The sequence below is a fragment of the Pandoraea commovens genome, from assembly GCF_024704525.1.
GTDB classification, from domain to species: Bacteria; Pseudomonadota; Gammaproteobacteria; order Burkholderiales; family Burkholderiaceae; genus Pandoraea; species Pandoraea commovens.
Genome location: NZ_CP102780.1, coordinates 1,725,913 through 1,746,081 on the forward strand (window position 1 = coordinate 1,725,913; position 20,169 = coordinate 1,746,081).

Consider the following 20,169-nt stretch of genomic DNA (forward strand, 5'->3'; position numbering starts at 1 on the left):
AGGTTTTCGGGGCGATCTTCGTGCTGCTGCGGCTCACGTCAGCAACGAGGCGAGTCTTGCCAGCGATGGTTCGATCTCGTCGTCCGGCACGCATCCATAGCCGAGCACAAGTCCGTGCAGTGGCGGTTGTTCCAAATAATAGCGGGAGAGCGGCAACGCGATCAGGCCGAGTTCCTGGGCACGCGCCGACAGCGAGACATCGTCGACTTCGGGCGCAAGCCGGACGGTCAGATGCAGCCCCGCATTACTGTCGGCGGAAATCAATCGGGCCTCTCCCATGTGACGCCGGATCGCTTCTTGCAGCAGCGCGCGACGCCGACCATAGATCAGCCGCATACGTCGAATGTGCGCGGAATAATACCCTTCGCCAATGAAGTCGGCCAGCACCGCCTGCTCCATCCACCGCCCCTCGCGGTAAAGCTCGGCGATGCCCAACTGCAATGGCTCGACCATTGCCTTGGGCACGACGAGATAACCGATGCGAAGTCCGGGAAACAGCGTCTTGCTGAAGGTCCCGGCATAAAGCACGCGTGCGCCCGACTCCAGTCCCTGCAACGACGCGATCGGGCGCCCCGCATACCGGAACTCGCTGTCGTAATCGTCCTCGACGATCCAGGCATCGTGCTTTCGCGCGTATTGAAGCAACTGCCTGCGACGCGCGAGCGACATCACGTGTCCCAGGGGATATTGGTGCGAGGGCGTGACAAAGATGAGCCTTGGCGGTTTGCGCCAGTCGGCAGGCGATGGGTTCAGCCCTTCCGCGTCGACGGGAATGGAGATCGTCTCCACGCCATACGCCTGCAGCACCTTGTGAATGCCCCAATAACCGGGGTCTTCCACCCAGGCGCGATGGCGCACGTCGGTGAGCATTTGCACGCACAGATGGATCGCCTGATGGATCCCCTCGGTGATGATGATCTGCTCAGGTTCACATACCACCGAACGTGCCGAGCGAAGGTGTTGGGCCAGTGCCCTTTTAAGCGCAGGATGACCGCCCCCGTAACCGTAGGTCAGATTCTCCGGCGTGCGCCGACGCCAGTGACGCTCCACGAGGCGCGTCCATTGTTTGAGCGGAAACGCGTCGAGGTCGGGAACGCCCGGCATGAACGCGCCGGCCTGACGTCGGGACGCACGGGCATTGAGAATGAGACCGCGTCCGCGTTGTGACAGCGTGACATCGGCATCGGGCGGCATGTCAGGTGCCTGCCTGGCCCGGGTCGCCATGGACTCCTCGGGAATTGCATCGGTCACGAAGGTGCCGTCGCCCGTGCGTGAGCGCACGTAGCCCTCCGCGCGAAGTTGCTCGTACGCGTACAGCACCGTATTGCGAGAGATGCCCAACTCGCGTGCGAGGTCGCGTGAGGCGGGCAGTCGTGTGCCGCCCGGCAAACGCCCGTCGAGAATCGAGGCTCTTACGATGTTGTACAGCTGCCGGTTGCGCGGGATATCCACACCCGGTTCGAGATGCTGAAGGATCAGATCGGACAGCAGAATCTGCATGGAGGCGGCACCTTGGGGCGAGATTGGCCCCACAATGAAATTGATTGCACTGAAATGGTGCAATTTGTCGACGTCACGGCAATGCCATCGATGGATAATACTGCACGATAGTGCCAAAACATTGGAAAAATAAGGCGCAAGCAGGGATTACCCGAACTTGTTGTTCGGTAATTGGTTCCATCAAACATTCATTGATCGGCACTATTTGATGTGACCAATTTAAATTCTAATACATGCAAAGCGCCAGATTGGTACCACCCCGATCGCTCCTGCGGGAGCGTTGAGTCGATTGCGAGGAATACGTGAAGAACGAAACATCGAATCCGTCGGCAGGCCGCCGTTCCGTCATCAAGCTGCTGGGGGCGGCAGCGGGTGCTGCGGTATCCGCACCCTTTATCCAAACGGCACGCGCTGCCGATCCGCTATTCGTCAACACGTGGGGCGGTGACTGGGAAAAGGCCGCAGCAGCGCATCTGTTTGAGCCGTTCACCAAAGAGACCGGTATTCCGATCCGTACGGTGTCGCCCGTGTCATACGCCAAGCTCGCGGCGCAGGCCCGCACCGGAGTCTATGAATTCGATGTGACGACGCTCGGCGGCGGCGAACTGATTCGCGCGGTCGAGGCCGGTCTCGTGGAGAAAATCGACACGAGCGTCATCGACATGAAGCAACTGCCGCCGGGGCAGGCATACATGAGTGGAATCGCCACGCATGCGTTCGCAACGGTCATCGCGTCGCGCAAAGACAAATTCCCGCATGGCGGCCCGCAGAACTGGGCGGAATTCTGGGACACGCAACGCTTTCCCGGACCACGCAGCCTGCAGCGCTATGCCGCGCGAGTGGTGCCGCTGGCGCTGCTGGCCGACGGCGTGCCGACTAACAAGGTCTATCCGATGGACCTCGATCGCGCGTTCAAATCGTTTGACCGCATCAAGAAGGATGTGCGTGTCTGGTGGACGCAGGGCCAACAGTCCCAACAGTTGCTGCGCGACGGCGAAGTCAACGCCGTGGCGATCTGGCACGGCCGCGCGCTCTCGCTGATTCGTCAGAATGCGCCGGTGGATCTGGTGTGGAACCAGGGGGAAATCGATCGCGCCTATTGGGTCGTGTCGAAGGGCACGCCACGTGCCAGGCAAGCATGGCAATTCATTGCATCGGCGCTCAAGGCGGAACGGCTGGCGAAATTTTGCATGCAGGCCGACTACAGCCCGGTCGATCAGCGTGTGTTCCAGTACATTCCCGACGCGCAGGCCAAGGGAATGCCGACTTACCCCGCGAACTACCGTCTGACCTTTGAGCAGGATCTGGCCAAGATGGGGCCGCAACTGAATGAACTGGCGCGTCGCTTCGATCAGTTCGTGGTTCGGTAACCGGTCGCCGCGTCATGCATAAGTTTCGCCCGTATCTCTTACTCGCGCCGCTGGCAATATTTTTGACGGCGTTCTTTCTGGTGCCGCTCGCGCAAGTGCTTTGGTTGAGTTTCACGGAGCCGACGCCTGGCTTGGCCAACTACGTGCACTTCTTTGCGGATCCGTTCTACCTTCGCGTACTCGGCATGACGTTCCTGACGTCGCTGCTCGTGACCGCGTGCTGTCTGACGCTGGGCTATCCGCTCGCTTACTGCCTCGCGCAGGCCACAGCGCGGTTCGGCGCGGGCATTCTGCTGGTCGTGGGCATGAGCTACTGGACAAGTTTCCTCGTCCGGAGCTACGCGTGGATGATCATTCTCGGCAATAGCGGTCCGGTCATCGGCCTGTTGCGGGCAATGGGCGTGCAGACGCCACCCGAGTTGCTCTTCACGCGCTTCTCGTCGACGCTGGGCATGGTGCACGCGCTGCTGCCGCTCATGACCATCACGCTGTACTCGGTCATGAAGAAGATCGATCCGGCGCTGGTCAAGGCGGCTGCCAATCTCGGTGCCAATCGATTCGCGGCTTTCCGGGCCGTGTTTCTACCGCTTTCGCTGCCGGGCATCGTCAACGGCTGCACGATGGTATTCATCGTTTCGCTGGGCTTTTACGTGATGCCTGTGCTGCTCGGCAGTCCAAGCGAGCAGATGATGGCCGGACTCATCGGTCAACAGATGGAGGAGTTCGGCAATTTCGGCGACGCTTCCGCCATGGCGGTAGTACTCGCGTGCACGACGCTCAGTCTGTACGCGCTCTATAACCGGTTCTTCGGTCTCGACAAACTCTGGAGCAAAGGCAAATGAAGGCGCTCAAGTGCTTTGCCGTCGTCATGGCAATTCTGATCGGCGCGCCGCTGCTGGTCGTCATTCCAATGTCGTTCTCGGCGTCGGAGTCGTTTCAGTTCCCGCCGCCTGCCTGGTCGGTGCATTACTACGCCGCATTTTTCGCCGATCCGACCTGGACGGGACCGGCGATCAACAGCTTGCTGATCGGATTGGGCACGGCGGCGCTCACGCTGGCACTGGTCATTCCGGCATCGTTCGCGCTGGTGCGCTACGAGTTTCGCGGGCGGACCTTTGGCAGTCTGCTCATCCTGCTGCCGCTGACCGTACCGAACATTGTGGTGGCGCTGGGGTACTTCTATTACTTCGGATCGCTGCGTCTCACTCAGACCTACCTGGGGGTGATTCTGGCGCACACGTGCCTGTCGATGCCCATCGCCTATCTGATTCTGTCTGCGAGTTTGCGCGGCTACGACCGCACGCTGGAGCGCGCTGCGGCCAACTGCGGCGCGACACCCTTGCAGGCGTTCTGGCTGGTCACATTCCCAGTGTTGCGTCCGGGATTTCTCGCCGCAGGCATGTTCGCGTTCATTCACTCGTTCGACGAAGCGATTGTTTCGTTGTTCATCTCGGGGCGCGACGTGTCGACGCTCCCGCGCAAGATGTTCGACAGCTTGCGCACGCAGGCCGACCCCGTGATTTCGGTGGTTTCGACACTCCTGCTTGCGCTGGTGGTGATCGGCTCGCTGACGCCGATTGTGGTGCGACGTGTGAAGGCACGCCGTGAGGCAGCGCAGCAGCGCTCGGCCATGCAGGCTGTCGCCGTTGTTTGACGACGCTGTCCCGCTCTATGTCACAGAGGTATTCATGTTTATGAAGTCGATGTATTCCGCCGGTGTCATGGCCAGTGCCAGCGCGGCGTCGCCCGCGCTGATGGATGCCTACCTGCACGTTAGCCGGTTGTGCAAGTCGTATGACGGTGTTCATCGCGTGGTGGACGATGTGGACCTGGAAATCCGCCGCGGCGAGTTCATCACGTTTCTTGGGCCGAGCGGCTCGGGCAAGACGACCACGCTGTCGATGATTGCCGGTTTCGAAACGCCGAGTGCGGGCGATATTCGCGTCAACGGCCGCTCGCTGGTGCAGATTCCCGTGCATCAACGCAATATCGGTCTGGTCTTCCAGAGCTACGCCCTGTTTCCGCATATGACGGCAGCGCAGAACGTGGCGTTTCCACTGCGTATGCGCAAGGTGAACGCAACGGATCAGGCCAAGCGTGCCCAACGAGCGCTGGAGATCGTCGGGCTCGGACAGCATGGCGGGCGTATGCCGTCGCAGCTCTCCGGCGGTCAGCAGCAACGCGTGGCGCTCGCTCGTGCGCTGGTGTTCGAGCCGGACGTGCTCCTGCTCGACGAACCGCTTTCCGCGCTCGACAAGAACCTGCGCGTGCAAATGCAGATCGAGATCAAGCGCCTGCATACGGAGCTTGGCATGACCACGGTCTTCGTCACGCACGATCAGGGCGAGGCGATGACCATGTCCGATCGCATCGCGGTGTTCAACGCGGGTCGGGTCGAGCAGTTCGCCGCGCCGCTCGACCTTTACGGCGCGCCGCGCACGCGGTTCGTGGGCGAGTTTATCGGCGAGAGCAATTTCCTCGACGTCAGCGTGGTGGACGCCGCAAAGGGCGAATATGCCTCGGCGGCGCTTGGCCGAGTACGGGCGGCGGCATGTGCGCACGTCACGGGCACGAAGGTCTCGCTGTTGTTGCGCCCCGAATGGATTCGTCTCGGCACCGGTGGCGGCACCGCCTGTTCGGCGGGGGTAAAGGATGCGCAGCTCGACGTGAAAAATGTCATTCACTACGGCGATAGCGCGTTGGTGATCGGGGAGAGCGCGGGGCTGGCGCTGCGCGTGAAGGTCCCGAACATCGATATGCAGGGCGTGACGGTCGGCAGCCGTCACCCGATTCACTGGGATCCGGTCCACACGCACGTGTTGAGCGACTGACCGCACGGATCCCGGCCGGACGCGGACTTGCGGCCTCGTCCGGCCTTCGTTCCTGAGCAATGAAGCATTGGAGATGACGCCCCCGATTCGAGGGGCGATGGGAACGCTTTTGCCCGTGCAAGAGCGTTGGGCGGCGCTCGTTCTGCAGACGATGTAGCAGGCGGGACGCAAAACACAAGACCAGCCCTCCCGGTTGCCGTGCCCTGAGAGCAAGCCTCGCGTGAGCGAGTTACCAGAGCACACTTCAGCAAGGAGCAGGACCATGAAAACGACGGGAGTCCCGAACGGCCTGACCGCCCGCACGGCATCGATTTTTCTCGCGGCCGGCATATCGGCGTTTGCCGGCGCGGCCCAGGCGCAAAGCAATATTCAGTTGTATGGCGTGATCGATACGTATGTCACTGGCATTTTCAGTAGCGGACGTTCGGCTTACGGTGCCGACAGCGGCGGTCTGCAGGTCTCGCGCTGGGGCATGCGCGGTTCCGAGGGACTGGGCGGCGGGGTGAAGGCTAATTTCCAGTTGGAGAACGGCTTCAACATGAACAATGGCACCGGCTCTGTGGCGGGAGGCATGTTCAATCGTCAGGCATGGGTGGGGCTGAGTCATGAGCACTATGGTGAGTTCCGCATCGGGCAGCAGAACAGCGTCTTCTTCATGTTTCTGGGCAACATCGCCGCGTTCTACGGCGGGACGTACGGTGCCGGGCTGGGAACCGAGTCGGGCTACAACTTTCGCAATTCGAACGACATCATGATCGCGTCACCGCGTGTGGCGGGGTGGCGCGCAGAATTGCATCACTCGCTGGGCAATGACCCGCAGAACAAGGCGAACGGCACATCGTCGCAGGTGGCCATCGAATATCGCGGGAACGGCGCTTACTTCCTGGCCGGATATGTGGAGGCGCGTCCGCTGGTGAGCGCGCCCAACACTTACAAGGGCGTGGTCGATCGTCAGTTTGCGATCGGTGGCAGCTACGACATCCAGCCGTTCCGTCTTTACCTCGGGTACTTCAAGAACAAGCAGTCGGACGACACGATCAACAAAGATCTGTACTCGGTGAGCGCGGCATGGTTCATCACACCGGCGGATCAGTTGAGCCTGGGATATACGTACATCGATGTGAAGGCCGATGCGGCAAACAGCGATACAGCCGTGTTTCCCGGCAAAGGCCATGCGAACCACTTCGGACTGATGTATCTGCATTCGCTCTCCAAGCGTACGACGCTCTACGCGTCGGCGGCCTACATCACGAACTCTAAAGGTCTGCGCTATGCGCTGGGCGCGGCACAGGCACCGAGCGGCACGCTGCTCAACCGTCCGGACGCTGGCGACAGCACGACCGGTGTGCAGTTCGGTGTGCGTCATACGTTCTGAGGTTCTGAGGCCGCTCGCGCTGCCGTCCCAGCCATTTCCCCTAACATTTGCGTGCGCCTTCGGGCGCATTTTTTTCCTTCCTTTTCGAGACGCTAAGGACCGGGCAAAAAGAGAGCCGCTTGCGGCGGCTCGGAAGGTTGCAGTGCTCTTTCTGCGGCGTGCGGACCGCACCGCCGGTGTCATTCGGTAAAGATCAAATGCTGGCTTCGATCAGGAACGGGCCGCGCTGGCGCATGGCCATTGCGAACACATCGTCGAAGGCTTCGAGGGTGTTCACACATGCGGCTTCCACGCCCATGCCGGCCGCCAGGTGTACCCAATCGAGCGTCGGGTCGACCACGTCGAGCATTCGTCGTGCGTTATGCCCGGCCACCCCTGCGCCAACCTGTTTCAATTCGTTGTGCAGAATCGCGTAGCCACGATTGGCGAAGATGATGGTGACGACATCCAGTCGCTCGCGTGCCTGCGTCCAGAGCGACTGAAGCGTGAACATGCCGCTGCCATCCGCTTGCAGGCAGACGACCTTCCGGTCGGGGCAGGCGACCGCCGCGCCCGTGCCCATCGGCAGGCCAGAGCCGATCGCACCGCCGGTCAGGGCCAGAAAATCGTGCGGCGCAGCACCTGTCGTGTGCTTGAAGAAGGCATGTCCGGACGTGATCGCTTCGTCGCAAACGATGGCGCCTTCCGGCAGGTGGCGTCCGACAGCGGCGGCGATGCTCGCCGGGGTCAGCGCACCAGATGGACGGTCGAACTTCAAGAGCGTGCTCGGCGCCGCAAGTGTCACCGACGCGTCGCGACGCACGCCAAGCCTGTCGGCCAGCGCTTGCAGTGACGCGAGCGCATCGTGTCCGCGCTCAGTGAAGCGAGTCACTTCGCACCTCGCCGGTAGCATGGCGCTCGGCTTGCCGGGATACGCGAAGAACCCGACAGGCTCGCGGGCGCCGACCAGCACAAGTTGGTCGATGTCCGCCAGGTCGGCCACGCAGGCGTCGATGTTGTACAGCACGCGTTCGATGGGAACACGCCCCGCGCCGCGCTCGATGCGCGCATTCGATTGCTGCGCGAGCATACGTGCCCCGGTGGCCTGAGCGATGCGTCCCGCCACGGCCAGTGCATCGGCACGCAGCCCTTTACCCGAGATCAGCAGCAACGTCCGGCGTCCGTTGCGCAAACGTGCAGCGACGTGGTCTATCACGGTGTCGTCCGGAATTCCCGCTTGCACAATGTCCGGCGCGATGGGCGCGGTGCGCATCGTCTCGCCCCACGCCGCGTCGGCCGGCAGAATCAGTGTCGCGACACTGCCGCCATTGACGCGTGAGGCGGCAATCGCTTGCGCGGCGCGTTCGCCGACCTCGTCGCTGTGACCGATGCGCCCGACCCACGCCGACATTGGCCGTGCCAGCGATTCGATGTCACTGGTCAACGGTGCGTCGTAGGGCAGGTGGTCGGTGGCGTGCTCGCCGACGATGTTGACGACCGGTGTACCCGCACGTCTGGCGTTATGCAGATTCGCCAGGCCGTTCGCCAATCCCGGCCCGAGATGCAGTAAGGTCGCGGCTGGCTTGTCTGCCATACGGGCATAGCCATCGGCGGCGCCCGTTACCACTCCCTCGAACAGCCCGAGGACACAACGCATGGCCGGTTTGCGGTCGAGCGCGGCAACGAAATGCATTTCGGACGTCCCCGGATTCGCGAAACAGACATCGACATCGCCCGCCAGCAGCGTGTCGCACAAGACATCGGCACCGTTCATTTCACGCCACTCCTTACGACTTTTCTCGTCACTTCACTCATTGCATCGTCCATCGCTTGACTACTACGTCGCCACACCTGTGCGCTCCGGCCTGCGAGGTGCCGGGCGGCGTCCCCACGACACCACACGCCCGGATTTTTCCCGCAGTCCGTTGCTCGCTTACGCTGATGACCGGGAAAGGTGCGCTCAGCCTCCGAAGACCTCGCGATACACGCGTAGCCAGTTGCCGTGCGTGATCTTGTCGACTTCGGCCTCGGTGAAACCGACTTCGCGCAGACCGCCGTGCACATCGCCCAACTGATGCACTTCCTGGAACCATTCGGGGCGAGCGGCCTTCCCGGGGCGCGCAGCCGATCCCGCACCATAGTCCACACCGCGAGTCCAGTGTCCCATGCGCATCCAGTCGAGGTCGGTCTGCGTCGTATTGTGGCTGCGGTCGGTACCGATGGCCACGTGATCGATGCCTGCGATGTCCACGGTACGTGCGACCAGTTCACACCAATTCCGCACGGTCAGGCAGAAATAGTCGCCTGCAATATTGCGGTAGGCCGCGCAGCCGATGACGCCGCCGTTATCGCGTAGCGCATGCAACACGTCGTCGGTCTTGTTTCGTTTGTGCGGGAACACGGAGTCCGGATTGGCGTGCGTAATCGCGACCGGCTTTTCCGAATACCGGATCGCCTCGAGGGATGTCTTGTTGCCCACGTGGGAGACGTCGATCAGCACGCCCGCGCGGTTCATCTCGCGAATGACTTCCTTGCCGAAGCGCGCGAGTCCCGAGTCGTGCTCCTCATAGCAACTGCCGCCGAGACTGTTCTGATTGTTGTAGGTGAGTTGCATGACTCGCACCCCCATATCGGCGAAAAGCTCGACATAGCCGATGCGTCCTTCCAGATGGTCGGTGTTCTGGAAGCCCATGAGGACTGCGACCTTGCCGCTTTCGATGAGCGCCTCGATCTGCGCGGCGGTCGTGGCGATGCCGAAGACGTCCGCGTTTGCCATTGCCATGTTGCGCCATTTGACGATGGCGTCCATCGACGCGACCGCGCCCTCCCAGAATCCGAGTGTGTTGGTCACGCACCCGATGTTGCCCTTCCTGAGGCTTTCGAACACTTCACGGTCGAAGTGACCGCATTGCAGACCGTCGATAATCATTGTCATGCTCCTGAGGAACGCGCCAGCGACCCATTGCCTCCGCGCGCGTTGTTTGATTCGAATGTCGTATTGCTGCTTGGGCCCACCTGCTGCTCAGGCAGGGGCCTTGCCTGTCGCGTCCTCCTTCCGTTCGATGCGTGTGAGCAGCGAGAAGTCGGTGTCGTCGTCTGTCGGGCGGCCGATCACCGCCCCCGTTTCATCAACGATGTTCGCGCCGGCGTGGCGGCGTGAAACGACGTTGTCTGGCGCGAGGGCGCCCAGTGAGAGGTGGTACATCGACCACCAGAGCGCCGCGTCGACCGGCAAGCCGCGATGGATGATGGCGCGCAGGGCGTCGTCGGCGGCATCCTTTGGCGGCAGACGCCGGGCGTGCAAAGTGAGCGTCGCCCGTGCACCGGTTTCGTCGGTGGTTGCCGGGAACGTCTGCACACCGACGCGCGCGCCGTGTCGCTGGGCGAGCCACTCGATCACCTTCAGTTCGTGCGGCTCGCGCACGCCGGTCGCTTCGAGCGAAGTTGCCTCGCGCTCGGCATGTTCGGCGAGCAGCAGGTCGAGGAGCATTTGTGCGACGACCCAGGCGTGTTGCTCAGCGCATTCGACTGTCAATGGATCGGTCGATGCCACCACCGGTGCAATCTGCAAAGCGTCCGGTCTGGCCTGCGCCAGGGCGTCGTGGATGTCCATGAAGTGCCGGAAACCGCCCATGCCGGAATCCGAATCCGCCGCGCCTGCCGGTACGGTGCGGCACGCCTCCGAAATCAGGACGCATTCGCGCACGGCATTGTTGAAGCCATACGGCATGCCTGTTTCCAGCAATGCGCGATCGAGGGTCAGCCGCGCTTCGCGCAGGCTGATTTGCAGCGTGCCCGTCATGGTGGTGCAGGTCGAACTCATTGCTTAGGCTCCAGAGGGCAGAACCAGTCGTGATCCGCACCCGCGCGAATCGCGTCTGGGGTGGGGGCGCCGAGGAACAACACGCCGCGCAAGTTGCGCCCGAGATAGTCGCGGGGACGATCCACGCCGTGGATCGCAACGTTGAGCAGACGCACGATGTGAATCGGAATGAAGTCCTCGCCCATGATGTTCATCTGCGGCGAGTGATAGGGCAGCCCGCGTAGCGACTGGATTCGCGCCACGATCGCGCGCAAATGCGGATGGCGCAGCAGCACATGCGCCATGCGGGTCTTTGGCTGCACACCGGCAAGCACGTGTTCGAGTTGTTGAACGAAGCGCGGCAGGTCCAGACCCAACTGATGCACGTCGCCAACTTCCTCGCGCGGACCGCGCCTCGGCTCTTCCGCCGTGGCGGACTTGTACCAGATGTAGCGGCGCGAGGCCTCCGTTGTCAGGTCCATGGCCAGAGCCCACGCATATTCGGTGTGCAGGATGTCGCGCAGATAGCCGGCCGTCATCTCCGGCTGCACCGGCATTTCTTCTTCGGCGTCGAGCGCGTCTGCGACCAGACGATCCGCCAGTTCCGGCACCAGCTCGATGTACATGGCAAGCAGTGTTTCGTGCGCTTCGATGTGGATTTCACCTTCGAGCGCGTCGGCCAGCGCATTCAGAGGATAGGTGGTGCGTCGACCGCGCACGAGACCGGTGCGGTACAGCGTGTCAACATCTTCACGCGCTTTGGCCAATTCGGTGGCGACCAGTGCGCTCGGCGCGAAGTGTTCGTACTCCATCCGGTCTTCGCGACGAAACGCGATCGCGCGGTCGAGCAGATTGCGCAGATGCAATACAGCGGGATGGCCCGCGTCGACCTTGAGCGATTTGGCGGCAACGATCGCTTGCTCGCGTGCCGTGAGCCAGCGATTGATCAGGTGCGGATGGTTGTGCAGGAAGAAGATCAGGCCCAGCGCGGATCCATTGCCGATGCCAAGGAACTGCTGATATTCGGGCGAGAGTTCGGCCGCATTCGGCGAGCGGGCGTGCGCGAGACGATTGACGAGGTCAACCGCGAAGACTCGCATCATGTAGGCCGATGCCATCTGCGCAGCCAACGTCTTGCGCAAGGGGTGACGACGTTCGAGCGCCTTGTACGAGCGCGTACCGAACGTGCCGTTGCCGTCGATGCCCGTGTTGCGCATCAAATAGCACACTTGCGCCACCGTCTCGATATCGGGTTGGCGGCCGGCGGCCAACGCGTCGACCGCGTGGGCGAACACACGTGAGCTGCGATTCGCACGCGCCCAGGTGAGCGTGTTGGGTGTGGCGCGGCCCTCGTAAAGCTTGGGTAGTTCGGCGCGCGTCTGCATGATCTGCGCGTCGGTGGCCGGCCCATCGAGCAGCCCTCCCATCATGTCCCACGCGCGTCCGATGATGCGGCCGGTGCGTCCGGCCTCCTGATACGCGAAAGAACTCAACACGAAGTCGAGCGGTACGCCGTTTGCATCGATGCGGTAGTGCGCGGTGCCGCGTGATTGCGCATCGATGTCGAAGGCGAGCCGCTGGATATCCCAACGCTCGTCGACTGCCTGACGCATGAAGCTGCGTGTCATCGACAGACGGCTGGGCTGCAATGCGGCCAAACGCTCGGGGCGCATCAGAACGTCGGGATGTCGCGCACGTGGCGGCGCATCGCGATGATCGGAAATTTCGGTAGGCACGGCGGCCATGACTGACGTCTCCAGAATCGGCCTTCAACTGGCCGGTAGGGTCCGCATTCATTCGGCACATTCGTCGAATGAATGTATTCTATATGAATACGTATGATTCACATGAAATCATCGTAATGGAAAAGCGTGATGCAGGGAAAGCCATTTTTTTGAGTGGCGAGCGGTGATCGACCGCAAACCCGCACGGGGCGGCGTCTTGCGACCGTTGCGAGGTGTGCGTTCGTCGCGTGTGAAATCGGGGGTCGGAAAAAAATAAAGCCCACCGAATGGCAGGCTTTTTATACGAGGGCGCGAGGCTGTGAGGGCGCCCCGGGGGACGTGGGTTAGTACGACGGCGGCGTGATGACCCAGACGATTTCCGCCGGTGTGCTGCCGGGGTTCCGGTAGCGATGCGGCGTATGACTCTCGAACGTGAAACTGTCGCCCGCTTCGAGTACGAAGTGCTGTTCGCCGACCCAGAGCTCGAGCGTGCCCTTGATGACGACGCCACCTTCTTCGCCACGATGCTGGTAGGCGTCGCCGCTATCGGACCCGGGGGCCATGACCGACCACAGTATTTCCAGTTGGCCGCTGAGATTCGGCGAGAGGAGGTAGTCGGCGATGCCGGAATCGAACGTCAACTGGCGGCGGCGCTCGCGTCGCACGACAACGCCCCCATCCGACGGTTCGGCGCTTTCGCCGTGCGGGAAAAACCAACTAACCTGAACACCGAGCGCTGCGGCGACATCGTGCAGGGCGCCGATGGTGGGTTTGCTCTTACCGCGCTCCAATTGGCTCAGAAAGCCGATCGATTTACCGCAAAGCGCGGACAGATCCTGTAGCGACAAGCCCCGCGCTTTACGCAGGCTCTTGATTTCGGGGCCGATCCAGTCGAGCGGCGCGGCGTCGTCGGCGTTGCCCGCACACGCGATGTCCGGCATGGGCGGCTTCGCTCCAATCTGTCGCGTAGCCTTCGTCGGCACCCGCTTCGTGCGCGTGCCCACCGGCGCGGCAGATTCGCCTTGCGGTGCAGTCCCCGATTTCTTGTGTACTGGCATCCCGATCCCCAACGTGTTGCAAGAACGACGCGCTCGCGCATCGCGTCCCGAATTCTAGCCGACGGGCTGGCGTCGCTGGCAGAAGGTCGCCAATGACGGCGGTGATGGGGCCTTACCTGACGCAGCGGTGGAAAAAATAATTATGCAAATTTTCACATTAATGAAAATTAATTGCAAAAATTTCACGTCAAATCTACACTGGCTCGGCCATCTTCGGCACACCGAACCGCCGGCGCTGACCGGCTAAGCATTCTTGACGAGATCTACTTCATGTTGAATTCAGCCCGCAGCAACGCATCGCTCCAGGCGCGCAAGGACGCCGCCTGCGCCAAAGGCATCGGCGTCATGACGCAGCACTTTACGGCCCGCGCTCAGAACGCCGAGATCTGGGACGTGCAAGGTAATCGTTTCATCGATTTCGCGGGCGGCATTGCCGTGCTGGCGACCGGACATCGGCATCCGCGCATCGTCGCCGCGGTGCAAGCGCAGCTCGAACATTTCCATCACACGTGTTTCCATGTCACACCGTATGAAGGCTATGTGGCGTTGTGCGAGCGGCTGAACGACATCACGCCGGGTCGGTTTGCCAAGAAGACTGCGCTTTTCACGACAGGCGCCGAAGCCGTTGAAAATGCGATTAAGGTGGCGCGTGCAGCGACGGGACGCAGCGCAATCATCGCGTTTTCCGGCGCGTTCCACGGCCGTACGATGATGGGCATGGCGCTCACGGGCAAGGTGGCGCCTTATAAGCTCGGGTTCGGACCGATGCCTGCCGAGGTGTTCCACGCCCCGTATCCCGTGGCGCTGCACGGGGTGAGCGTGGATGACAGCATGGCTGCGCTCGAATCGTTGTTCAAGACGGATGTCGATCCGCGTCGTGTTGCGGCCATCTTCATCGAACTCGTGCAAGGTGAGGGTGGGTTCTACGTGGCGCCCCCCGAGTTCGTGAAGCGTCTGCGCGCACTGTGCGACACGCACGGCATTCTGCTCGTCGTGGACGAGGTGCAGACCGGCTTCGCACGCACTGGCAAGCGCTTTGCGCTGGAGCATCACACCGTGGACGCCGACCTCATCACGATGGCGAAGAGTCTGGCAGGTGGTTTCCCGCTGTCGGCGCTGACCGGGCGTGCCGAACTGATGGACGCCGCGGGCTCCGGTGGTATCGGCGGCACGTATGCGGGCAACCCGCTTGCGTGCGCAGCTGCGCTCGCCGCCATCGACGTCATCGAGGAAGAGGGGTTGACCGAGCGGGCGTCGGTGCTGGGAGACCAACTGACCTGCATGCTGGCGGGATTGCGTGACGATGTGCCGGAGATCGTCGACGTGCGCGGGCTTGGCGCCATGATTGCGGTGGAATTCGGCGCCGCGCTTACCGGCGCACCCGACGCCGAGATGACGCGTCGCGTGCAGGCCGAGGCGCTCAAGCGTGGATTGCTGTTGCTGATCTGTGGTGTGCACGGCAATGTCATCCGATTCCTCTTCCCGCTGACGATCGAGGACACAGTCTTCGAAGAAGGTTTGACGGTCCTTGCCGAATCGATTCGTGCGGCGCGCGCTGCCTGAGATCCCCGCCGATGAAACCTAATTACATCAACGGAGCGTGGGTGCCCGGCGTGGCGGCCACGCCGAACGCCAATCCGTCAGACACGAATGACATCGTCGACGCATACGCGCGCGGCGATGCGGCCGCCACACGCGATGCCATCGGTGCGGCTTGCGCGGCCGGTGAGGCATGGGCACACGCTACACCCCAGGTGCGGGCGGACGCGCTCGATGCGATCGGCACGGAACTCATCGCTCGCAAACAAGCGCTCGGCGAGTTGCTGGCACGTGAAGAGGGCAAGTCGCTGCCCGAGGCCGTTGGCGAAGCCGCACGCGCCGGACAGATCTTCAAGTTCTTCGCCGGTGAGGCTTTGCGTCCCGGGGGCGAGCATCTTGCGTCGCTGCGTCCCGACGTTACAGTGGACATCACGCGCGAGCCGCTCGGCGTGGTCGGCATCATCACGCCCTGGAATTTTCCGTTGGGCATTCCCGCGTGGAAGATTGCGCCGGCCCTTGCTCACGGCAATACGGTAGTGTTCAAGCCGGCCGATCTTGTCCCGGCGTCGGCATGGGCGCTGACTGAAATCATCAGCCGGGCGGGCTTGCCTGCCGGCGCGTTCAATCTGGTCATGGGGCGTGGGCGCGAAGTTGGGCAGGCGCTGCTCGAATCGCGCGATGTGAGCGGCATCAGCTTCACGGGCTCGGTCGCGACAGGTAAGAGCGTGCTCATGAGCGCTGCGTCGCGTCTTGCGAAGGTGCAAATGGAGATGGGCGGCAAGAATCCGTTGATCGTGCTCGAGGACGCCGACCTCGACGTTGCCGTTGAATGTGCCGTACAAGGCGCATATTTTTCCACCGGGCAGCGATGTACCGCATCGAGTCGGTTGATCGTCGACAAGCGCATACATCGACGCTTCGTCGATGCGCTGACGGTACGCCTCGCGACGCTGCGTATCGGTGACGCGCGGGACCCGTCGACACAGATCGGTCCGGTCGTGAGCGAGGCGCAGTTGCAGACGGACCTCGACTACATCGCCATCGGCCGCGAGGAGGGCGCAACGCTGGCGTTTGGCGGCGAGCGGCTGTCGCGCGACACGCCGGGTCACTACCTGTCTCCGGCACTATTCGTCGACGCGCACAACGACATGCGAATTGCCCGCGAGGAGATTTTCGGGCCGGTGGCTTGCGTGATTGCGGCCGACGGCTACGAGCATGCGCTTGCATTGGCCAACGACACCGAATTCGGCTTGTCGGCCGGCATCTGTACGACGTCGCTGAAGTATGCGAATCACTTCAAGCGGCACGCGCAAGCCGGTATGACGATGACAAACGTGTCGACGGCCGGTGGCGATTATCACGTGCCGTTCGGCGGGCGTAAGGCATCGAGCTATGGCGCGCGCGAACAAGGGCGCTATGCGGCTGAGTTCTATACGACGGTGAAGACTTCGTACGTCGCCGCGTAGCTCGTCTCGCTGTGCTGTCGGTGTTGCCGGGGCGTTTGCCCCGGCGCGCTTATGCAGGCGCTGCCGAAGCGGCTGATGACGTCGGTGCGGCGGCGTCCGGCAGATCGCCCGTCAGCAAGTAGCGCATCAGGTCCGCCACGGGACGAATGCGCTCGCCGAACGGCAGTGGGTCGCGGCCACGGAAGAAGAGGCCGCGCGCCACGTCGCCACGCACAGCCTGGGCGAGCTTGAGGTCGATGCAGAACTGACCAATGCGCGAGACGCCATCGCGTAAGCCGCACGCTTGCAAGCAATCGAAGCCCTCCAGACACTGACGCACTTTCGCCTTCGCCTGCAGGGCCGTCTCGCGTGAGAGGTACTTCTTCAGCCACGGCGTGAGCACCGCCCGCGCGGGCAGCCCTGCGACGCTGGTGAACTCGGCAATGTCCTCCGGACGCGCACTCGCCAGCACGTGCTTGAAGTCGGGATGCGCATCGGATTCTTCGGTGACGGCGAAGGCCGTCCCCAACTGAACGCCTGCCGCACCCTGCGCGAGCCAATGCCTGACCTGTTCGTGACGATGGATGCCGCCCGCCACGATCAGCGGCACCTGCGTCCATTCGATGCCGAGCGTTGCGTAGATCTCGCGGCATTCCGTCAGTACGCGGTCGAACGAAAAGCGGGCATCGCCCAGATCCTCGATGCGCGACGCGCCGAGGTGGCCACCCGCGTGCGCCGGGTGCTCGATGACGATGGCGTCCGGCAGTCGGCCCTTCTTCATCCACTTGCGCAGCACAAGGCTGACGCCGCGCGAGTCCGACAGAATCGGGATCAGCGCGACGTGCGGATGCGCTGCGGTGAGTTCCGGAAGATCGAGCGGGAGACCGGCGCCCATGACGATGGCGTCCGCGCCGCTCTCGCATGCCTGACGCACGAGCGACGCATGCGCGCTCACCGCCTTCATGACGTTGACCGCTACGAGACCGTTGCCGTCGGCAATCGCCTTAGCCGCGCGAATCTCGCGGTCGAGCGCGATCAGGTTGACGGCTTCGATGGCGGCTTTGTCACGCGTGCCGTCCACCTGAGCAAGCAGATCGGGGTGATGGTGGCGCAGGTCGATGCTCGCAATCGTCCCCATGCCGTTGTGTTTCGCCACCGTGCCCGCCAGTCGGTGTGCGGAGATGCCGATACCCATGCCGCCTTGCACCACCGGCACCAGCCGGCGGCCGGCCAGCGTCAGCCATTGCTCGTTCATGTCAGATCCGTTCGTCGAAAAATGCTGGCCCACGAAGGCATGCGGCGCAGCAGTTCCGGCAGTCTGACATTCGCTTCGCGAACGGTTCTTGCGATGGGTCAAGCGCGGGTGCGCTCAGGCAGGGTCTTCGGTGCGGCATGGCGTCGCAGCACGCGGCACCGTGCCCAGCGCGATACCGCCGACGATCAGGGCGAGCGCGATCCAGACGTCCAGCCCGAGCGACTCGCGCAGGATCAGTGCCGACGCCAGCGTGCCGACCACGGGCACGCCAAGCAAGCCGAGCGACGTGACGCCAGCAGGCAACTGACGCGTGACCACACCCGCCAACCAGTACGCGATGCCGCCGCCGACCACGCCGCCATACGTCAGCAAGGCCGAGAATCCGGCCCAGCCGGTCACGCGCGGTGCCCCGTCGACGACGAACGCCAGCGTGCACAGCATGACGCTCGCCAGCAGCAATTGCCACGGGCTCAGTTCGAACGGACCGTTGACCCATCGGTGCGCACGCATATGCACGATGGCGATTGCCCACACGAACGCGGACAGCAACACGAGTGCATTGCCGAAGATGGCGTTGTGGTCGTGCCAGTCGAACGCGATGGGGTTGAACATGACCAGCAGACCGAGCAGGCCGCACGCCAGCCCGAGCAGGCGTCGCGGGGTCAGTGCCTCGCCCAGCCACAGGCGCGCGGCGGGCATTACCCAGAGTGGCGTGGTGTAGGCGAGCACGGCGGAGCGTCCGGCGCTGACGTATTGCAGGCTCAGCGCGACGAGCAGCGAGAACGCTGTCATGTGCAACAGACCGACGCTCAGGATCACCGGCAAATCGCCGCGACGCGGTAGCACGAGACGACGGCTCAGCGCGCAGATGACGAACAGCGTCGCCATGCCGATGGCCGAGCGAAGCGCAGTGCTCCACCACGGCGAGACGTGGGCGAGGAGTGCCTTGCTGACCGGCCAGTTCACGCCCCAGGTCACGATGACGATGGCGAACAGCACCCCGGCGTGCGAACGCACGGGCGAACGGTTCGAGGCGAGACGTTGCAGACTGGCAGGCAGGTTCACGTGCCCGGACTCCGTGAGGGATGGACGGGCGCTCTGCGGCCGGGGATCTGAACGCGACCTTGCGGGTGTCCGGCAGGCAGAACGCGCTATCCCATCACGTTAAGGTAGGCGTGGAGGGTAGAGAAGCGCCAGCGCCGAGGTATTCGTTGGTGCCACGGCGCTGAAATGCCTGCGCGCTCAAGCCTTCGGCGCCTTGCCGCTCAGCTTCATGCCAAGGCCGCGCAGGAAGACGCGGATGCCGTCGCTCTTGCCCAGTTGGGGGCGATGACGGAAGACGTCGTAGTCGACGGCTTCGATCATGTCGAGAATGCGCAGACCGCCATGCACCACGCAGCACAGTTCCAACCCGAAGCGACCCGGCACGCGGTTCGCCAGCGGTGCGCCACGCAACATCATCTTGCGGGCGAAGTCGACTTCGTAACGCATCAGCGCGCGGAACTTGTCATCGTACTTGTGCGCGCCGATGTCGGCGTCGGTTACGCCAAAGCGGGCCATGTCGTCCTGCGGCAGATACACGCGCGCTTTGCGCCAGTCGACTTCCACGTCCTGCCAGAAGTTGATCAGTTGCAGCGCCGAGCAGATGTCGTCGGAGCAGGCGATGTTTTCCGGCGTGTCGAGCTTGAACAGGCCGAGCATGATGCGACCGACGGGATCGGCCGAGCGGCGCGTGTAATCGCGCAGGTCGGCAAACGTGGCGTAGCGCTTGGTCTCGATGTCCTGATCGAAGGCGGAAAGCAGATCGGAGAACGGTTGCACCGAAAGGCGGTGCTCGGCGATCACCCGGGCCAGAGCAGCGAACAGCGGCATGTCGGGCGACGTCGGCTGTCCGGCGGCGATCTTGTCGAGTTCGGCCTGATAGGCGGCCAGCCCGGCGTGGCGCTCGGCGTTGGTGGCGTCGCCCTCGTCGGCAATATCGTCGGCCGTCCGGGCGAAGTTGTAGATCACGCCTACGGGCGCGCGCATTTCGCGCGGCAGCAGGACACTGGCGACCGGGAAGTTCTCGTAATGCTCGATCTTGGCGTCGGAAGTCATCGGGTGATGCGTGTGAGGCGAATATGAAGCGAATGAGGGCCATGCCGCATCGATGTTTGGTTTCGAAGGCCAAAACCCCGGGGCGGCGCGCAATGCCCCGAGATTCTATGTCATCGCTCCTCATCCTGTCGGGAAAGTCGTGCCAATCCCCGGTATACTTCACCCTTTGCCAGAATTCTCTGGGTCTTATAGCA

Annotated in this window: 16 protein-coding genes; 7 read left to right on the forward strand and 9 right to left on the reverse strand. The window is 62.9% G+C overall.

Annotated elements, in window-relative coordinates; genetic code table 11:
- Positions 1–33: 33 nt before the first annotated feature.
- A complete protein-coding gene (gene pdxR / locus NTU39_RS08280) occupies positions 34–1,500 on the reverse strand; it encodes a MocR-like pyridoxine biosynthesis transcription factor PdxR (protein WP_150665748.1) in 1,467 nt (488 codons plus the stop codon).
- A gap of 302 nt (positions 1,501–1,802) precedes the next feature.
- On the opposite strand from pdxR, the gene NTU39_RS08285 reads away from it, so the two are divergent.
- The 5 genes from NTU39_RS08285 (at position 1,803) to NTU39_RS08305 (ending at position 7,076) form a co-directional block, all read left to right on the forward strand.
- Positions 1,803–2,870 carry an ABC transporter substrate-binding protein gene (locus NTU39_RS08285; RefSeq protein WP_150665747.1) on the forward strand — a complete coding sequence of 356 codons (1,068 nt, stop codon included), beginning with the start codon at positions 1,803–1,805 and terminating at the stop codon, positions 2,868–2,870.
- A 14-nt stretch (positions 2,871–2,884) separates the two neighbouring features.
- A complete protein-coding gene (locus NTU39_RS08290) occupies positions 2,885–3,712 on the forward strand; it encodes an ABC transporter permease (RefSeq protein WP_150665746.1) in 828 nt (275 codons plus the stop codon).
- Entirely contained in the window at positions 3,709–4,524 is an 816-nt protein-coding gene (locus NTU39_RS08295) for an ABC transporter permease (RefSeq protein ID WP_257959645.1), read from the forward strand. Before NTU39_RS08290 ends, NTU39_RS08295 begins: the two co-directional genes overlap by 4 nt.
- A gap of 34 nt (positions 4,525–4,558) precedes the next feature.
- Complete coding sequence (locus NTU39_RS08300) at positions 4,559–5,701, forward strand: ABC transporter ATP-binding protein (RefSeq protein WP_257959646.1); 1,143 nt, start codon at positions 4,559–4,561, stop codon at positions 5,699–5,701.
- Positions 5,702–5,963: 262 nt separating this feature from the next.
- A complete protein-coding gene (locus tag NTU39_RS08305) occupies positions 5,964–7,076 on the forward strand; it encodes a porin (protein ID WP_150665743.1) in 1,113 nt (370 codons plus the stop codon).
- Positions 7,077–7,269: 193 nt separating this feature from the next.
- Here the strand turns inward: NTU39_RS08305 and NTU39_RS08310 are convergent, their stop codons facing one another.
- The 5 genes from NTU39_RS08310 to NTU39_RS08330 all read right to left on the reverse strand — a co-directional run bounded on the left by NTU39_RS08310 (position 7,270) and on the right by NTU39_RS08330 (position 13,639).
- Positions 7,270–8,829 carry an acetolactate synthase large subunit gene (locus NTU39_RS08310; RefSeq protein WP_257959647.1) on the reverse strand — a complete coding sequence of 520 codons (1,560 nt, stop codon included), beginning with the start codon at positions 8,827–8,829 and terminating at the stop codon, positions 7,270–7,272.
- A 186-nt stretch (positions 8,830–9,015) separates the two neighbouring features.
- Positions 9,016–9,984, reverse strand: coding sequence for a membrane dipeptidase (locus NTU39_RS08315; RefSeq protein WP_150665741.1), 969 nt, complete (start codon positions 9,982–9,984; stop codon positions 9,016–9,018).
- Between the two features lie 93 nt (positions 9,985–10,077).
- Positions 10,078–10,878 (reverse strand): hypothetical protein, encoded by an 801-nt coding sequence (locus NTU39_RS08320; protein WP_150665740.1) that lies wholly within the window; start codon positions 10,876–10,878, stop codon positions 10,078–10,080.
- The gene (locus NTU39_RS08325; protein WP_217426177.1) at positions 10,875–12,602 is read right to left on the reverse strand and encodes a hypothetical protein; all 1,728 of its coding nucleotides are present in this window, start codon (positions 12,600–12,602) and stop codon (positions 10,875–10,877) included. Before NTU39_RS08325 ends, NTU39_RS08320 begins: the two co-directional genes overlap by 4 nt.
- A gap of 323 nt (positions 12,603–12,925) precedes the next feature.
- Positions 12,926–13,639, reverse strand: coding sequence for a helix-turn-helix domain-containing protein (locus NTU39_RS08330; RefSeq protein ID WP_217426176.1), 714 nt, complete (start codon positions 13,637–13,639; stop codon positions 12,926–12,928).
- A 270-nt stretch (positions 13,640–13,909) separates the two neighbouring features.
- Between NTU39_RS08330 and gabT the strand changes: the two genes are divergently transcribed.
- Both gabT and NTU39_RS08340 read left to right on the forward strand, forming a co-directional pair.
- The gene (gene gabT, locus NTU39_RS08335) at positions 13,910–15,202 is read left to right on the forward strand and encodes a 4-aminobutyrate--2-oxoglutarate transaminase (RefSeq protein WP_257959648.1); all 1,293 of its coding nucleotides are present in this window, start codon (positions 13,910–13,912) and stop codon (positions 15,200–15,202) included.
- Positions 15,203–15,213: 11 nt separating this feature from the next.
- The gene (locus NTU39_RS08340; protein WP_257959649.1) at positions 15,214–16,644 is read left to right on the forward strand and encodes an aldehyde dehydrogenase family protein; all 1,431 of its coding nucleotides are present in this window, start codon (positions 15,214–15,216) and stop codon (positions 16,642–16,644) included.
- Positions 16,645–16,693: 49 nt separating this feature from the next.
- Here NTU39_RS08340 and NTU39_RS08345 read toward each other — a convergent pair whose 3' ends face one another.
- The 3 genes from NTU39_RS08345 to hpnC form a co-directional block, all read right to left on the reverse strand.
- Positions 16,694–17,878: an NAD(P)H-dependent flavin oxidoreductase gene (locus tag NTU39_RS08345; RefSeq protein WP_257959650.1), complete on the reverse strand. Its 1,185-nt coding sequence runs from the start codon at positions 17,876–17,878 to the stop codon at positions 16,694–16,696.
- A gap of 114 nt (positions 17,879–17,992) precedes the next feature.
- Positions 17,993–18,943 (reverse strand): DMT family transporter, encoded by a 951-nt coding sequence (locus tag NTU39_RS08350; protein WP_246184691.1) that lies wholly within the window; start codon positions 18,941–18,943, stop codon positions 17,993–17,995.
- A 177-nt stretch (positions 18,944–19,120) separates the two neighbouring features.
- Positions 19,121–19,975 (reverse strand): squalene synthase HpnC, encoded by an 855-nt coding sequence (hpnC, locus tag NTU39_RS08355; protein WP_150665736.1) that lies wholly within the window; start codon positions 19,973–19,975, stop codon positions 19,121–19,123.
- Between the last annotated feature and the right edge of the window lie 194 nt (positions 19,976–20,169).

What these genes read in the sequence shown, in the direction of transcription:
- pdxR (WP_150665748.1), bottom strand. Translation starts at nt 1,500, where the DNA reads ATGCAGATTCTGCTGTCCGATCTGATCCTTCAGCATCTCGAACCGGGT.
- NTU39_RS08290 (WP_150665746.1), top strand. Translation starts at nt 2,885, where the DNA reads ATGCATAAGTTTCGCCCGTATCTCTTACTCGCGCCGCTGGCAATATTT.
- NTU39_RS08295 (WP_257959645.1), top strand. Translation starts at nt 3,709, where the DNA reads ATGAAGGCGCTCAAGTGCTTTGCCGTCGTCATGGCAATTCTGATCGGC.
- NTU39_RS08300 (WP_257959646.1), top strand. Translation starts at nt 4,559, where the DNA reads ATGTTTATGAAGTCGATGTATTCCGCCGGTGTCATGGCCAGTGCCAGC.
- NTU39_RS08305 (WP_150665743.1), top strand. Translation starts at nt 5,964, where the DNA reads ATGAAAACGACGGGAGTCCCGAACGGCCTGACCGCCCGCACGGCATCG.
- NTU39_RS08310 (WP_257959647.1), bottom strand. Translation starts at nt 8,829, where the DNA reads ATGAACGGTGCCGATGTCTTGTGCGACACGCTGCTGGCGGGCGATGTC.
- NTU39_RS08315 (WP_150665741.1), bottom strand. Translation starts at nt 9,984, where the DNA reads ATGATTATCGACGGTCTGCAATGCGGTCACTTCGACCGTGAAGTGTTC.
- NTU39_RS08320 (WP_150665740.1), bottom strand. Translation starts at nt 10,878, where the DNA reads ATGAGTTCGACCTGCACCACCATGACGGGCACGCTGCAAATCAGCCTG.
- NTU39_RS08325 (WP_217426177.1), bottom strand. Translation starts at nt 12,602, where the DNA reads ATGGCCGCCGTGCCTACCGAAATTTCCGATCATCGCGATGCGCCGCCA.
- NTU39_RS08330 (WP_217426176.1), bottom strand. Translation starts at nt 13,639, where the DNA reads ATGCCAGTACACAAGAAATCGGGGACTGCACCGCAAGGCGAATCTGCC.
- gabT (WP_257959648.1), top strand. Translation starts at nt 13,910, where the DNA reads ATGTTGAATTCAGCCCGCAGCAACGCATCGCTCCAGGCGCGCAAGGAC.
- NTU39_RS08340 (WP_257959649.1), top strand. Translation starts at nt 15,214, where the DNA reads ATGAAACCTAATTACATCAACGGAGCGTGGGTGCCCGGCGTGGCGGCC.
- NTU39_RS08345 (WP_257959650.1), bottom strand. Translation starts at nt 17,878, where the DNA reads ATGAACGAGCAATGGCTGACGCTGGCCGGCCGCCGGCTGGTGCCGGTG.
- hpnC (WP_150665736.1), bottom strand. Translation starts at nt 19,975, where the DNA reads ATGACTTCCGACGCCAAGATCGAGCATTACGAGAACTTCCCGGTCGCC.